This is a genomic window from Kitasatospora sp. NPDC058965 (assembly GCF_042741245.1).
In the GTDB taxonomy this organism is placed as follows: domain Bacteria; phylum Actinomycetota; class Actinomycetes; order Streptomycetales; family Streptomycetaceae; genus Kitasatospora.
Window position 1 is genome coordinate 1 of record NZ_JBHYKG010000203.1, and the last position, 15,484, is coordinate 15,484.

Consider the following 15,484-nt stretch of genomic DNA (forward strand, 5'->3'; position numbering starts at 1 on the left):
GTCCGGGTCCGCCCCACACCCTGCGGCGTCGGGTGGTGGGCTACTTGACCGAGCCGGCGGTCAGACCGGCCACGACGTGGCGCTCGATGGCGGCGAACAGGACGACGACCGGGACGATCGAGACCAGCGAGGCGGCGAACATGTAGTTCCACTGCGGGTGGTAGGCGCCGATCATGGAGTCGATGCCGACGGTGAGCGGCTGCTTGGCGGGGGAGTTGACCAGGATCAGGCCCATCACGAACTCGTTCCAGGCGGTGATGAAGGTGAAGATCACGCAGGTCACCACCCCCGGCAGGGCCAGCGGCAGGGTCACCTTGAACAGCGCGCCGACCCGGCCGGTGCCGTCGATCATCGCAGCCTCCTCCAACTCGGCCGGGATGGACGAGATGTAGGCGGAGAGGATCCAGACGGCGAAGGCGAGGCTGAACGCGGCGTTGGCCACGATCAGCGTCAGGTCCGAGTCCATCATGTTCAGCGAGGTGAACTCGCGGGCCAGGCCGACCTGCAGGGCGGTCGGCTGGAACATCTGGGTGACCAGGACCAGCAGCAGGAACGCGGTGCGGCCGCGGAAGCGCATCCGGGCGGTGTAGTAGGCGGCCGGCAGTGCGACCAGCAGGGTCAGCAGCGTGGCGCCGCCCGCGACCAGGATCGACACGCCCAGGTTGGTGCCGATGGTGGTCTTCGACCAGACGTCGACGAAGTTGTTCCAGGCGAAGTGGTGGGGCAGGTAGCCGTTGTCGCGCAGCTCGTTCGCGGGTCGGGCGGCGGTGACCACCATCTCCAGGTACGGGGCCAGGAAGACGAGGGCGAGCAGCCAGGCGGCGGCGGTGACGAGGTACTTCTTCAGGGCGGCGGGCATCGGGTCAGCTCTCCTCGTTCCAGCGGCTGACCTTGAGGAAGAGCAGCACCATGACGATGACGACGGCGAAGTTGACGACGGACATGGCGGCGGCCTCGCCGACGTCGGTCTGGCCGAGGATGTACATGAACACCGTGGAGGTGGAGGTGTCGGTGTTCGGGCCGCCCTGGGTCATGCCCCAGATGACGGGGAAGGAGTTGAAGACGTTGATCAGGTTGATCACGAGGGCGACCAGGAACGAGGGCCGCAGCAGCGGCAGGGTGACCCGGAAGTAGGTCTGCCACTTGCTCGCGCCGTCGACCCGGGCGGCCTCGTAGACCTCGCCCGGCACGGTCTGCAGGCCGGCCAGCAGGGTGTAGGTGGTGAACGGGAGCGAGACGAAGACCGCGACGAAGATCAGCCAGGGCTTGGCGTGGCCGGCGTCGCCGGTCCAGTTCTCGGCGGAGTGGATCAGTCCGAGGTCGAGCATCGCGCGGTTCAGGACACCGGCGACCTCGTCGAGCATCCAGCGGAAGCCGATCGAGGTGACGATCACCGAGGAGGCCCAGGGGATGATCAGCGCCCAGCGGGTGAACCGGCGCCCCGGGAACTGCTGGTTGTACAGCTGGGCCAGTGCGAGCGAGACCACCATGGTGAAGGTGACCACCAGGACGGTCCAGACGACGGTCCAGGCCATCACCGGACCGAGCCGGGCGTCGTCGAAGAGCTTGGTGTAGCGGCCGGTGCCGTCGAAGCCGAAGTCGATGCCCAGGCCGCTGATCTTGTGGGTGGAGGTGATCACCATCTCGACCACCGGCCAGACAACGACCAGCAGGATCAGCACGACGCTCGGACCGATCCAGGGCCACGGGCCGAGCCTGGCCAGGGTGTTGCGGCCGCCGGCGGCACTGGGCCGGGCTCGGGTGGTCGCCGGTGGCGGGGGTGCCGGGTGCGGCGCTCGGGTGGTGGTCTGCTCGGACACGAGGTGCTCTCCTACGAGGATCGGGGTCGGCGCGGTGGGGTGCACCGGCAGCGGCGGACCCCCCACGGTCCGCCGCCGCCGTCGGTCACTGTCCGGCCGTGGAGGCGGCCTTCTGCAGGGTGTCGAGCACGCCCTGCGGGTCCTTCAGCGCGCCGCCGATCTGCGTCTTGACCTGGGAGTTGACGGTGTCCCAGGCGGGGTTGGCGACCGGCACGAACTGGGCGGCCGGCAGGGCGTTCAGGAACGGGACCAGGGCGGGCACGTCGGTCTGGACCTGGGTGATGGCCGACTTGGTGACCGGGAGCAGGTTGTACTCCTCGTCGAACTTGACCTGGTTGTCCTTCTGGAAGGCGAAGTTGAGGAAGGCCTTGATCTGGGCGGCGTGGCCGCCCGGCTTGAAGCCGTAGATCCAGTCGCCCACGCCCAGGGTCTGCGGGGTGCCGCCGGCCTGGGCGGTGGGCAGTGCGGCCCAGGTGACCTGGAGGTTGTTCTTCTTGATGTCGTCGAGCTGGGTGGGCATGCCGTTGAGCATGCCGACCTTGCCGGAGGCGAAGTCCGCGTAGAGGTCGGTGCGCTTGACCGAGCCCGGGTCCTTCTCGGTCAGGCCGGCGTCCACCCACTTGCCGAGCTGCTGGAACGTGGCCACGTTGGCGGCGGAGTTGACGGTCCACTTGCCGCCGGCGTCGGTGTAGCCGCCGCCGTTGTTCATCTCCCACATGAAGGACTCCGCCTGGGCCTCCTCGGAGCCCAGCGGCAGGCCCAGCGGGACCTCGACACCGGCCGCCTTGAGGGCCTTCGCGTCGGTCTCGACGTCGGCCCAGGTCTTCGGGGCGACGGCCTGGTTGCCGCTCATCGGCAGGCCGGCCTTCTGCCACAGCGCGTTGTTGATCAGGAACGCGCGGGAGGAGGAGACGAACGGGATGCCGTAGGCGGTGCCGTTCTGCTGACCGGCCTTGGCCAGTGCCGGGACCAGGTCGGACTGGACGGCGGGGTCCAGCAGGTCGTTCGCGCCGTAGAGCAGGCCGTTCTGCGCGAAGCTGGCGTAGCCCGGGCCCTCGACGACGTCCGGGTACTGCTTGTTCTGGACCATGGTGGCGAGCTTGGCGCTGATGTCGTTCCAGTTGATGACCTGGAGGTCGACCTTGATCTTCGGGTTGGCCTGCTGGAAGGCCTGGATCACGCCGTCCCAGTAGGCCTGGCTGGGGTTCTGGCCGTTGGAGCCGTAGTCCGCGGCAACCACCTTGATGGTCGTGGTGCCGTCGGCGGCGGAGCCGGAGCCGCTGCCACCGCTGCTGCCGCACGCGGTCAGGGCGAGCGCGGCGGTCGCGGCGGTGGCCGTGGCGATCCAGAGACGCTTGTTCATTGCTGACTCCTTGGTCCCGGACCGGTGTGGGCGGCCGGTGTCCAGGACGGTTCGTTCTCGAGGGGGTGGGTGGTGCCTGAGGGACTCGGGGGTGCGTGCCGGGCGGGTGCGGCCAGGGGACGCGGGCCCGGGGCGGAGCGGGTGGCGCCAGGAGTCGGTGGAGGACCGGCATCCGCGCGGGGCGCGGGGGGTCAGGTGAACCGCCTGGCGTCGAACTGGTGCTGTGGAAGTGATGCTAGAGACCCGAGTGCTCGGATGAACAGGCCTGGGTGCTCATTTCTGCGTAACTTCTTGATTAAGCAGTCAGAATTGCTCACGACGCTGCATGGTGAATCGTCAGCAGGCGGAGTTGAGCACGCCGAGCAGCCGGGTGACCTCGGCCGCCGTCGCCGAGCGGGCGGGACCGAGGTACTTGCGGGTGTCCACCAGGCGCTCGTCGGCGGCGAGCGCGGCCCGCACCGCGTCGGTGAAGACGCCGTTGAGGTGGGTGGCGATGTTGACCTTGGTCATGCCGCGCTCCACCGCCGTGCGCAGGTCCCGGTCCGCGACGCCGGAGGAGCCGTGCAGGACCAGCGGGACCGGCACGGCGGCCCGCAGTGCGCCGATCAGCTCGAAGTCGAGCGCCGCGTCCCGGGTCAGCATGGCGTGCGAGGTGCCGACGGCGACCGCGAGCGCGTCCACCCCGGTGGCCTCGACGAACGCGGCCGCCTCCCGCGGATCGGTGCGGGCGCCGGGGGCGTGCACGCCGTCCTTGCCGCCCACCTCGCCGAGTTCGGCCTCGACCCAGCAGCGGGCCGCGTGGCAGCGGGCCACGATCTTCGCGGTCGCCTCGACGTTCTGCTCGTAGTCGAGCTTCGAGGCGTCGAACATCACCGAGCCGAAGCCGAGCGCCACCGCCTCGGCCACCAGGTCGCTGCTGGTGGCGTGGTCCAGGTGGACCGCGACCGGCACGGTGGCGGCCTCGGCGACGGCCAGCACGGCCCGGCCGATCGGCGCCAGCGCGCCGTGGTAGCGCACGGCGTTCTCGCTGATCTGCAGGATCACCGGTGCCTTGGCGGCCTGGGCGCCGGCCACGATGGCCTGGGCGTGTTCGAGCTGGATGACGTTGAAGGCGCCGACGCCGCGGCCGTGCGCCGCGGCCCGGGCGACCAGGGCGGCAGTGGGGGTCAGGGGCATGGCAGGACTCCTCTGGTACGTGACGGATCGTCAGGGCTTGGTGAACGGGCCGACGGCCACCTGGTCGCGCAGGCGCCGGTAGAGCGCCTCGTCGAAGCTGCCCGCCAGCGGCGCGGCGACGGCCGCCGCCGACAGGGCGACGGCCCGGGCCAGCACCGGCTGCCAGGGCGCACCGGTGGCCAGGCCCGCGGCGAGGGCGGCCACCGCCGCGTCCCCGGCGCCGGTCGGGTTGCCGGCCACCGGGTGCGGCGGACGGGCCCGCCAACTGCCCTCCGGCGTGACCGCGAGCAGGCCCTCGGGGCCCAGCGAGGCGACCACGGTGCGCGCACCCGCGGTCCGCAGGGCCGCGATCGCCGCCAGCGGGTCGGCGAGCCCGGTGGTCGCGGTCAGCTCGTCGGCGTTGGGCTTGATCAGCGCCGGGCGCGCGGGCAGCGCGGCCAGCAGCGGTTCGCCCTCGGTGTCCAGCACCGCGGGCACCCGCTGGGCGCGGGCCAGCCGGAGCAGCGTCGCGTAGGCGTCCACCGGGACCCCGGGCGGCAGGCTGCCGGACAGCACCACGGCCTTCGCGCCGGGCAGCAGCTCGGTGAACCGGGTGGTGAAGGAGTGCCACTCGCCCGCGGTGACGGTCGGGCCGGGCTCCAGCAGGACCGAGGTCTCACCGGCCTGCTCGTCGACCACGGCGACGGTGCGCCGGGTCTCCCGGCCGATCGTCACCAGCGCGTCGGGCAGGCCGGCCAGGGCCAGCTCCTGCCGGACGGCCCGGCCGGTGGTCCCGCCGGCCAGCCCGGTGACCAGGGTGTCGACGCCCAGGCCGTGCAGCACCCGGGAGACGTTGACCCCCTTGCCGCCGGCCCGTTCGGCGACCGAGCGGACCCGGGTGCTGCCGCCGGCGTGGAGCCGCTCGACCCGGTAGGTCACGTCGAGCGCGGCGTTCAGCGTCACGGTGAGGATCACGCGCGCTCACCCGCCCGGTCGGTCGCGTGCAGCAGGTCGAGGGCGAGCAGGCCGGCCCCCAGGCTCCCCGCGCGGTGGCCCAGCTCGGCCAGGGCCAGCTCGGGGCAGGTCTGGAAGGTCAGCCGCGCCTTCAGCTCCCGGTGCAGCGGGTCGGTCAGCGCGGCGCCGGCCCGGGACAGGCCGCCGCCGATCACCAGCCGCTCCGGGTCGAGCAGGGTCACCGCGGTGGCCAGGCCGTCGGCCAGGGCCGCGACCGCCTCGCGCCAGACCCGGGCCGCCAGCTCGTCGCCGGCCTGCGCGCGCAGCTGGACCTGTTCGGCGGAGACCTTCTCCTCGGGCGACAGCCTGGCGAGCAGCCGGTAGCGGCGGGCGACGGCCGAGGCGGAGGCGACGGCCTCCACGCAGCCGAACCCGCCGCACCCGCACGGCGGTCCCTCGGGCCGCACCGGCAGGTGGCCCAGCTCGCCGGCGCCGCCGTGCCGGCCGGTCACCGCGCGGCCGTCCAGCACGATCGCCCCGGCGATGCCGGTGCCGACGGGGACGAACAGGAACGACCCGCAGTCCCGCCCGGCACCGAGCCGGGCCTCGGCCAGGCCGCCGGCCCGGACGTCGTGGCCGAGGGCGACCGGCAGGCCGAGCTCCTCCTCGGCCCACCGGCGCACCGGAACGTCCCGCCAGCCGAGGTTGGCGGCGAACCGGCAGACTCCCGCCGCCTCGTCCACCAGGCCCGGTACCGCGATGCCGACCGCCGCGGGGCGGTGGTCGCGGACCAGGGTCCGGGCCAGCTCCAGCACGGTCTCCAGGACGGCCTCGGGTCCCCGCTCGGCACGGGTGTCCGCGCTGTCGCAGTGCAGCACGGCGCCGTTGGCCGCGAGCACGGCGGCCTTGATGTGCGTGCCGCCCACGTCCAGGGCGGCCACCAGGGGCAGCTGACCCGTCGTCACGGGGTGGCCAGCACGATCGAGCGGGTCAGGTTGCGCGGCTGGTCGGGGTCCAGCCCCTGGGCCTCGGCGAGGGCCACGGCCAGCCGCTGGGCCCGGACCAGGTCCGCCAGCGGGTCGATGCCGCCCAGCCACACCTCGGCCCCGGTGGCGGCGATCTGCTCGGGCAGGCCGGCCGGCGCCTCGCCGAAGATCCACACCACGCCGCCGGGTGCGCTGACGCTGATCGGCCCGTGGCGGTACTCCATCGCCGGGTAGGACTCGGTCCACGCCCCGGCGGCCTCGCGCAGCTTGAGCGCGGCCTCGTGCGCGACCCCGATCGTCCAGCCGGTGCCGAGGAAGGTGAACTGGCGGGCGGCGAGCAGCGCCGACGGCAGCTCGGTGGCCACGGCGGCCTCCGCCTGCCGGGCCAGGTCGGGCGGGGTCAGGCCGAGGTGGGTGCGCAGCAGCACCAGGCCGGTGCTGGCGAACCGGGTCTGCACCACCGACTTCTCGTCGGCGAAGGAGAGGTCGACCACGGTGTCGGCGGCGGTGACGACCGGGGTGTCGAGGTCGCCGGTCAGCGCCGTGGTGGGGATGCCGGCCGCGCGGGCCCGGGCGAGCGCCGCGAGGACCTCGGTGGTGGTGCCGGAGCGGGTGATGGCCACCAGCCGGTCGTAGCGGCGGTGGGCCGGGTACTCGGAGGCGGCGAAGGCGTCGGTCTCCCCGAGGCCCGCCTCCTCCCGCAGCACCGCGTAGGCCTGCGCCATGTAGAGCGAGGTGCCGCAGCCGACGACGGCCACCCGCTCACCGGCGACCGGGAGGCCGGCGGGCTGCAGCGCCATCGCCGTGCGCCAGCACTGGGGCTGGCTGGCGATCTCGGTGGCGACATGGGTCATGGGTCGGTCCTTCCAGAACGGGCCGCAGCGAGGAGTGCTGCGTGAAGATGCAGCTTTTATAGACTAACTGAGCAGGTTTGAGCAAAGGTATCCGGGGAGTGAGCGAACACCCCGGCGGAAACGGGCAGCAGGCCGCCACCGCACTGCGGTGACGGCCTGCCGGTGGGCGTGCGGGTGGGTCAGGGGGCCGGGGGCGCGTTGTACGGGGCGGCCCAGGTCTGGTTGGTCTGGATGTTGCCGGGGGCGGCGCCGCAGCTGTAGAGGTCCACGGGGGTGCCGTTGGTGGTGGTCGAGCCGCCGTAGACGTCCAGGCACTTGGTGGTGCCGGAGAGCTTCAGGTTGCCGTCGCGGTTGTAGGTCCAGGTCTGGTAGCCGGGGGCGGAGCCGCAGGTGGCGACGCCGACCCACTGGCCGGACTGGCCGTTGACCACGCCGGTGCTGCTGGAACTCTGCGCGGTCAGGCACAGGTTGGCGGCGCCGGACTGCAGGAGCTGGACGGAGCCGTCACCGTTGAACTGCCACTGCTGGTTGGAGGTGCCGCCGCAGGGGTAGACGTCGACGGCGGTGTTGGTGGTGCGGGACTGGTAGTTGTCCAGGCAGAGCGAGGCCTTGCCCCAGTTGTCGCGGGAGGCGGTGATCTGGCCGCGCGGGGTGCTGGTGGCGCCACTGGGCGGGGTGATCCGGAACATCGCGCTGTCGTGGGAGGCGACGGTCACCGGCACGGTGCCGGTGGAGCTGCTGGTGGTGTGCGCCCACAGGTCGCGCACGGTGTAGCTGCCGGAGCCGTTGAAGCCGATCGCGTTCAGGTCGAGGGTGTAGTTCGCGGACGAGGCGCCCTTGTTGGTCACCACCACGGCCTTGCCGCCGTCGGCCAGCGGCTTGACCACCACGTCGATGCCGCTGCTCGCGGCCGGGGTGCCGTCGGTGTTCGCGCCGCCGCCGGAGACCCGGTAGCCGCCGGCGCCCAGCGAGTCCTGGTCGACGGCGATGACCTCGGAGTTGCCCAGGATCGCCACCGAGGCGTTCAGGTGCGCGGCCTCGGCCGGGTGGGCGTTGATGTAGGAGGGCTCGAACTTGCGCGCGTCGGTGGAGATCACCAGCGGCGCGGCCAGCGCGGAGAAGAGCGACATCTGGCTGCGCTCCTCGGCCGTGGTCATGCCGTTGTCGCCGATCAGCAGCATGTCCGGGTTGCTCCAGTTGCCCGGGCCCTGGTAGCGGCTGAGCTCGACGGTGTTGTCGAAGCTGTTGTAGGCGCCGAAGTTGTAGCCGGCCAGCGGCACGTTCCACGGGTCCTTGCCGTCCCCGTAGTTCCAGATGTCCGGGCCGACCCGCCAGAGCTGGCCGAGCGGGCGGACCCAGTTCATCGAGGCGAACTTGGTCGAGCCGTTGCCGTAGCCGGCCGGGGCGGAGATGTCGAAGGCGACGTTCGGCCGGGCGGTGCCGCCGGCGTTCGAGTTGGCGACGGCGGTGGCCAGGTCGCCGGACATCCGGGTGTCCAGGGTCTGGACCGGCTCCTGGTCGCCGCAGTTGTCGTACTTGAGCTGGTCGACGCCCCAGTAGACCATCGAGTTGGCGTCGTTCTGCTCGTAGTACTCGCTGCCGTTGGGCAGGTTGGGCGAGGTCGGCGTGCCGGTGGAGCAGGTGTGGGTGCCGGAGGTCTCGTAGATGCCGAACTTGGCGCCCAGGCTGTGCAGGTAGTCGCCGTAGGCGGTCAGCTCGTAGTCGAAGCCCGGCTGCTTGGTGGTGTCGCGGACGTCGGTCGCGCCGCCCCAGTTGAGCGCGCCGTGCAGGTAGCCGGAGCTGTTGCGGTACATCCAGCAGTCGTCGACCGTGACGGTCTTGTAGCCGGCCGCGATCAGGCCGGTGTCGGAGAGCGCCTTGGCGTTGTCCTCCATGTACTGCTGGAACGAGTAGTTGATCTGCGGCGAGCCGTCCAGCGGGGCCTGCGGGGTGCAGGTGGCCCGGGCCCAGTTGTTGAAGCCCATCGGCGGGGTGGTCAGGATCGGCCCGGTCGAGCTGGCCGAGCTCGTGTAGTTGGTCGCCGACTGGGTCACGCCGTCGTTCGCCAGGGCGGGGGAGGCGACGAGCGGGCTCGCCAGCAGCGCGGCTGCGAGTACAGCCGGCGCGGCCCGGTGCAGGGGGCGCTTGTCCACGAGGACACCGTCCTTGGTGCTGATTGATTGTGTGGGGAACTGCGCTCAATTACGCAACTTCGCGCAGCGTTGGCCCGAGTGTGGTGCGGGCGGCGCCCGCCGTCAAGAGCGCGGGAGCAGGTAGTTCGCGGCGGGGCGGGTGTGCGGGCGGGCTGCGCGGGCCGTGCGCATGCGTGGCGCCGGTGCGCGGCCGTGCGGATCGGGCCCGGTGGATCGGGGCCGGGCGGCGGGCCCGTTCAGCCGGTGCCCCGGGTGGCCGCCTGCTGCACGGCGGCCAGGCCCTGCGGGTCGTCGAGCAGCTGCCCGGCCCCGGACTGGACCGCCTTGGCCACCGCGCTCCAGCCGGGCAGGTCGGCGGGCATGAACCGGGCCTCGGACAGTGCGTCGATGAAGGGGCTCAACTCCGGCTGCTCGGCGCGCATCTGGTCCAGTGCGTCGAGGGTCACCGGCAGCAGGTCGTACTCCTTGTCGAACTGCACCTGCCACTGCTTCTGGTACACGAACTGCAGGAAGGCCTGGATCTGCTGCTGGTGCCCGCCGGGCTTGAACGCCGAGATCCAGTCCGCCACCCCGAGGGTCTGCGGGTCCTGGCCCTCCTGCGCGGCGGGCAGCGGCGCCCAGGTGACGTCCAGCGCGTTCTGCTGGATGTCCGCCAGCTGGATCGGCGTGCCGTTCAGCATGCCGACCCGGCCGGCCGCGAAGTCGGCGTACAGCGCCGTCCGGTTGACCGTGGCCGGCGCGTGCTCGGTCAGCCCGGCGTCCACCCAGCGCTTGAGCTGCGCCAGGGTGGCCCGGTTCTGCGGCGAGTCGACCGTCCAGGTGCCGGAGGGGTCGGCGTAGCCGCCGCGGTTGTTCATCTCCCACATGAACAGCTCGGCCTGCGCCTCCTCCGGCCCCAGCGGCAGCCCGAGCGGCACCGGCACGCCCGCCGCCTTCATCCGCCGCGCCGCCTGCTCGACCTCGGCCCAGGTGCGCGGTGCCACCGCCTTGCCCTGCGCCATCGGCAGGCCGGCCTGCTGCCACAGCTTGTCGTTGATCAGGAACGCCCGGGAGGAGGAGACGAACGGGACGGCGGACGCGGCGGTGTCCCCACCGCCGGTCGCCTGCAGCGAGGGGACCAGCCGCATCTGCACCGCGCCGTTCCCGGTGACCTGGTAGGCCGGGTAGAGCAGGCCCTGCTTCGCCCAGGCCGCGCTGCTCGGGCCCTCGACGATGTCCGGGTACTGCTTGTCCCGGACCATCTCGTCGAGCTTCGCCCCGATGTCGTTCCAGTCGTAGACCTGGACGTGCACGGTGACGCGCGGGTGCTCGCGGTGGAACGCGGCCACCACCTGGTCCCAGTACGCCTGGCTGGGGTGGGTGCCGTTGGCGCCGTAGTCGGCCGCCACCAGCGTGATGCTGCCGGCGGGCACCGAGTCCGCGCCCGCCCGCGCGTACAGCCAACCCCCCGTCACCAGGCCCGCTGCCACGGTCACCGCCAGCGCGGTCGACATGCGTCTGTTCACTCGCCACTCCTCGGGGTCGGGCGCCGACCGGCGGCCCGCACCGGGTGCAGCGCACGTAGTGATTGGAAAAGATCTAATTCTGCTCGTAGCATGCATGCTCGCGCATGGCAGAGCATGCTGGCCCTGCGGCTCCGGGCTGTCAAGGCGAGGGCAGACTGAGTGATTCTGCTTGTATGACGAACGAGTTATACAAAATCACGCACAAGGACTAGGCACGAACGGCCGCGGCTCCCTACCATCGCTACACCGCGACCGGTCGGCCACGACGGCCACCGCACGCGATTCGGCGCCGCCCGGGCCGCCATCGAGCAGGTGCGGCGGGTCGGGCCCTGCCCCGACCTCCCCGCCCCGCCGCACCACCACCTGAGCACCCGCGCACCCGCGCACCCGCGTCCGCCGGCCCGGCGCGTTCCGAGAGGGCCTACCGAAGGGGCACGCTGTGAAGACCCACGACCGATGGACCCGGCTGATGGACCTGGTCGGCGCGCGCGGCCGGATCGAGGTCGGCGAGGCCGCACGCCTGCTCGGCGTCTCCGCGGCCACCGTCCGGCGGGACCTGGAGTCGTTGGCCCGCCAGCAACTGCTCACCCGCACCCACGGCGGGGCGGTGCGCGCCGGGGTCAGCTACGACCTGCCGCTGCGCTACAAGGCGACCCGCCGGGCGGCCGAGAAGGAGCGGATCGCCAAGGCCGCCGCCGCGCTGGTGGTCCCGGGTGCCGTGGTGGGCCTGACCGGCGGCACCACCACCTCCGAGGTGGCCCGCGAACTCGCCACCAGCACCACGCTGATGGACGCCGCCGCGGAGGGCACGGTGCTGACCGTGGTCACCAATGCCATCAACATCGCCGGCGAGCTCGCCGTGCGCACCCACATCAAGACCGTGATGACCGGCGGTGTCGCCCGCCCGGCCTCGTACGAGCTGACCGGCCCGCTGGCCGCCGCCGTGCTGGAGGGCATCTGCCTGGACTACGCCGTGCTCGGGGTCAACGGCCTGGACCTGCGCACCGGCGCCTCGACCGTCGAGGAGAGCGAGGCGAGCATCAACCGGGCGATGGCGGTGCGGGCGAACACGGTGGTGATCGTGGCCGACTCCAGCAAGCTCGGGCGGCGGACCTTCGCCGCCGTCAGCTCGCTGCAGGAGATCGACGTCCTGGTGACCGACACCGACGCGGCGCCCGAGACGGTGGCCGCGCTCACCGCGCTGGGCATCGAGGTCCACTGCGTCTAGCCGGGCCCGGAGCGGCCGTCGCCTTTGATCGGAGGTATCAAGGGTTGATGTCGCGAAATGTGCGAAGTTGTGTCATGCATCTTGAACATACATCCGATCTCTACATACCTTATGGACCCGGACAGAGCGACCGGACCCCCGTCAGGCCAACGAGAACGGACCCCCATGAGCACTCGACCCAGCACGCCCGACCACGAGGGCGCACCGCTTCCCGCCCGCCGTCAGTTGCTGCAGGCCGGCGCGCTGCTCGGCAGCTGCCTGGCGCTCGGCGGCCTGCCGGCCTTCACCGCCGCGGCCGCGGCGGTCCCCCGCCCCGCGGGCACGGCCCTGGTGCCGACCGGCAGTGCCACCCGGCTCTGGTACACCGCGCCGGGCAGCGAGTCGGCGATCATCCAGCAGGGGCTGGCGGTCGGCAACGGCCGGATCGGCGCCCTGGTCACCGGCGACCCGGCGGCCGACGCGCTGTACCTGAGCGACGCCACCCTGTGGACCGGCGGCTTCAACAACACCCTCGGCAGCGACGGCCAGTTCCCCTACGGCACCAGCGACTTCGGCACCTTCCAACTGCTGGCCAAGGCCTACGTCAACGTCCCGGCGCACACCCTGTCGGCCGTCACCGGCTACCAGCGCGCGCTGGACCTGAGCAACGGCTACGTCTCCGCCTCCTACCAGTACCAGGGCGTGACCTACACCCGCGAGGTGTACGCGAGCCACCCCGACGACGTGCTGGTCGTGCGCCTGAAGCAGAGCGGCGGCGGCAGCTACACCGGCACCGTGGCGCTGAACGGCACGCACGGCGAGACCACGGCCGCGAGCACGGGCGGCGCCTCGTTCGCCGGCGCCTTCGCCAACGGCCTGAGGTACGCCTGCGCGGTGGCGGTCACGGCCACCGGCGGCACGGTCACCACCGCCGGGGCGACCATCGCCTTCACCTCCTGCAGCGAAGTGGTCATCGTCCTCTCCGGCGGGACCAGCTACACGCCCGACTTCACCAAGGGGTACCAGGACGCCTCGGTGGACCCGCTGGCCGTCGCCCGGGGCAAGGCCCGGGCCGCCGTCGCGGTGGCCGGCGACACCCTGCTGGCCACCCACGTCGCGGACTACCAGGCGCTGGCCGGCGCCATGACGGTGAACCTGGGCACCTCCACCGCCGCGCAGCGCGCGATGGACACCGCCTCCCGGCTCACCGCCCGGGCCGCCGCCGGGTCCGCGCCGGACCCGGAACTGGAGGCCTCCTACCTGCAGTTCGGCCGCTACCTGGCCATCACCGGCTCGCGCGGCAGCCTGCCCACCAACCTGCAGGGCCTGTGGCTGGCGGACAACAACCCGCCCTGGATGGCGGACTACCACACCGACATCAACGTCCAGATGAACTACTGGCTGCCCGACCGCACCGGACTGGCGGCCTGCTTCGACGCGTTCGCCGACTTCTGCCTGGCCCAGCTCCCCGGCTGGACCGCGACGACGCAGAGCCTGTTCCAGGACTCCCGCAACGGCTTCCGCAACAGCAGCGGCAAGGTGGCCGGCTGGACCGTCGCGATCAGCCTCAACCCGTGGGGCGGCAGTGGCTGGTGGTGGGGTCCGGCCGGCAACGCCTGGCTGAGCAACTCCCTCTACAGCCACTACGAGTACACCCTCGACACCGCCTACCTGCAGCGCATCTACCCCCTGCTGAAGGGCGCCTGCCAGTTCTGGGAGGCCCGGCTGGTCACGGACCCCGCCACGGGCAAGCTCGTCGACGACGCGGACTGGTCGCCGGAGCACGGACCGACCGACGCCAAGGGCATCACCTACGCCCAGGAGCTGGTCTGGCAGCTGTTCGCCAACTACACGGCGGCCGCGGCCCTGCTGGGTCAGGACGCCCCGTACGCCGCGACCGTCAAGGCGCTGCAGAACAACCTCTACCTGCCCCAGGTCAGCGCGACCACCGGCTGGTTGGAGGAGTGGATGACGCCGAGCAACCTCGACACCTCCGACATCCAGCACCGCCACCTGTCCCCGCTGGTCGGCCTCTTCCCCGGCGACCGGATCACCGCCGACCAGAGCCCGGCCGGACTGCTCACCGGCGTCACCAACCTGCTCACGGCCCGCGGGATGGACTCGTTCGGCTGGGGCATGGCGTGGCGCGCGCTCTGCTGGGCGCGGTTGAAGAACGCCGACCTGGCGTACCAGGCCGTGCTGACGGTGCTCAAGCCGTCGGTGAACTACAGCAACGGCGCGGCGGTCAACTTCTTCGACATGTACAGCTACGGGTCCAGCGCGGTGTTCCAGATCGACGCCAACTTCGGTACGCCGAGCGCGATGGTGGAGATGCTGGTCTACAACCGCCCGGGCCTGGTCGAGCTGCTGCCGGCGCTGCCGGCCGCCTGGGCGGCCGCGGGCAGCGTCACCGGGGTGCCGGTGCGCGGGGCCATGACGCTCGACCTGGCCTGGTCCGCCGGGCAGGCCACCAGCGCCACCCTGCACGGCACTCCGGGGGCCACCACCACGGTGAAGTTCGGCACCTGGACCCAGGCGGTCACCCTCGGCAGCGGCGGCACCGCCACGGTCACGCCGCCGCCGCGGGCGACCACCTTCACCCTGGTGAACCGCCGCAGCGGCAAGGTGATCGACGTCCCGGGATCGGCGACCGCCGTCGGGACCGCGCTGATCCAGTACACCGGGCACGGTTCGGCCAACCAGCAGTGGAGGTTCACCCCGGCCGCCACCGGATGGACCGTCACCAACGTCAACTCGGGTCTGGCGATGGACGTCTCGGGCGGCTCCACGGCTGACGACGTGTCGATCATCCAGTGGTCGCCGACGGGTGCCACCAACCAGCAGTGGACGCTGGCCGACGCCGGCAACGGCTACGTGAAGCTGGTGAGCGTGCGCAGCGGCAAGGTGATCGGGGTCCGGGCGGACTCCACGGCGGACCTGGGCGCCGTCGTCCAGCAGACCGACACCGGTGACACCAGCCAGCACTGGCAGCGGATCCCGGTGTAGCCGGCCCGCAGCGCTGTCGGCACCGCCTGGTGCGGGACGGTGCCGACAGCCGGGCGGTGGCCGGCCGACCCTCAACGGCGGGCCACCGCGTCCCGCCCGGTTCCCGCAGGACGGGCCGGCACGTCGTCGTGGCGGCCCGGGTAGTCTGCGGGTGCGGCGGGAGCTGGTGGGGAAGGGGTGCCGTCGTCACCCCGGGGGAAGAGTGACGACGGCACCGGAGGACGGTCGGCCGACCCTCGACGGCCACCGTCCGCGCCCCGCCGGGGCCGGGGCCGGACCGTCGCATGGTCGAAGACGGCCCCGGTGCGGGCGGGAGTCGGTGGGTGCTGCTGTCCGGTCAGCTCTGGTCGGTCGTGGTGGTGCCGCCGGGCAGTTGGGACTGGATGAGGTTCATGACGGTGGAGTCGGCGAGGGTGGTGGTGTCGCCGACTTCGCGGCCTTCGGCGATGTCGCGCAGGAGGCGGCGCATGATCTTGCCGGA

11 protein-coding genes are annotated in these 15,484 nt (G+C 72.2%); 2 read left to right on the forward strand and 9 right to left on the reverse strand.

The window, feature by feature from the left end:
- Positions 1-40 precede the first annotated feature (40 nt).
- The 9 genes from ACFW1A_RS27540 to ACFW1A_RS27580 all read right to left on the reverse strand — a co-directional run bounded on the left by ACFW1A_RS27540 (position 41) and on the right by ACFW1A_RS27580 (position 10,790).
- Positions 41-859, reverse strand: coding sequence for a carbohydrate ABC transporter permease (locus tag ACFW1A_RS27540; protein ID WP_380413132.1), 819 nt, complete (start codon positions 857-859; stop codon positions 41-43).
- Positions 860-863: 4 nt separating this feature from the next.
- The gene (locus ACFW1A_RS27545; RefSeq protein WP_380413135.1) at positions 864-1,820 is read right to left on the reverse strand and encodes a carbohydrate ABC transporter permease; all 957 of its coding nucleotides are present in this window, start codon (positions 1,818-1,820) and stop codon (positions 864-866) included.
- A gap of 85 nt (positions 1,821-1,905) precedes the next feature.
- Positions 1,906-3,183, reverse strand: a complete 1,278-nt coding sequence (locus ACFW1A_RS27550) for an extracellular solute-binding protein (RefSeq protein WP_380413138.1) — start codon at positions 3,181-3,183, stop codon at positions 1,906-1,908.
- A 336-nt stretch (positions 3,184-3,519) separates the two neighbouring features.
- A complete protein-coding gene (locus tag ACFW1A_RS27555; RefSeq protein WP_380413140.1) occupies positions 3,520-4,359 on the reverse strand; it encodes a ketose-bisphosphate aldolase in 840 nt (279 codons plus the stop codon).
- A gap of 30 nt (positions 4,360-4,389) precedes the next feature.
- Positions 4,390-5,313, reverse strand: a complete 924-nt coding sequence (locus ACFW1A_RS27560; RefSeq protein WP_380413143.1) for a 1-phosphofructokinase family hexose kinase — start codon at positions 5,311-5,313, stop codon at positions 4,390-4,392.
- Complete coding sequence (locus ACFW1A_RS27565; protein WP_380413148.1) at positions 5,310-6,257, reverse strand: ROK family protein; 948 nt, start codon at positions 6,255-6,257, stop codon at positions 5,310-5,312. Before ACFW1A_RS27565 ends, ACFW1A_RS27560 begins: the two co-directional genes overlap by 4 nt.
- Positions 6,254-7,132 carry an SIS domain-containing protein gene (locus tag ACFW1A_RS27570; RefSeq protein ID WP_380413152.1) on the reverse strand — a complete coding sequence of 293 codons (879 nt, stop codon included), beginning with the start codon at positions 7,130-7,132 and terminating at the stop codon, positions 6,254-6,256. Before ACFW1A_RS27570 ends, ACFW1A_RS27565 begins: the two co-directional genes overlap by 4 nt.
- 179 nt (positions 7,133-7,311) lie before the next feature.
- Positions 7,312-9,285 (reverse strand): ricin-type beta-trefoil lectin domain protein, encoded by a 1,974-nt coding sequence (locus tag ACFW1A_RS27575; RefSeq protein WP_380413154.1) that lies wholly within the window; start codon positions 9,283-9,285, stop codon positions 7,312-7,314.
- Between the two features lie 236 nt (positions 9,286-9,521).
- Positions 9,522-10,790, reverse strand: coding sequence for an extracellular solute-binding protein (locus ACFW1A_RS27580; protein WP_380413157.1), 1,269 nt, complete (start codon positions 10,788-10,790; stop codon positions 9,522-9,524).
- A gap of 439 nt (positions 10,791-11,229) precedes the next feature.
- Between ACFW1A_RS27580 and ACFW1A_RS27585 the strand changes: the two genes are divergently transcribed.
- A complete protein-coding gene (locus ACFW1A_RS27585) occupies positions 11,230-12,018 on the forward strand; it encodes a DeoR/GlpR family DNA-binding transcription regulator (protein ID WP_380413159.1) in 789 nt (262 codons plus the stop codon).
- Positions 12,019-12,183: 165 nt separating this feature from the next.
- Complete coding sequence (locus ACFW1A_RS27590) at positions 12,184-15,003, forward strand: glycoside hydrolase N-terminal domain-containing protein (protein WP_380413162.1); 2,820 nt, start codon at positions 12,184-12,186, stop codon at positions 15,001-15,003.
- Positions 15,004-15,484 lie beyond the last annotated feature (481 nt).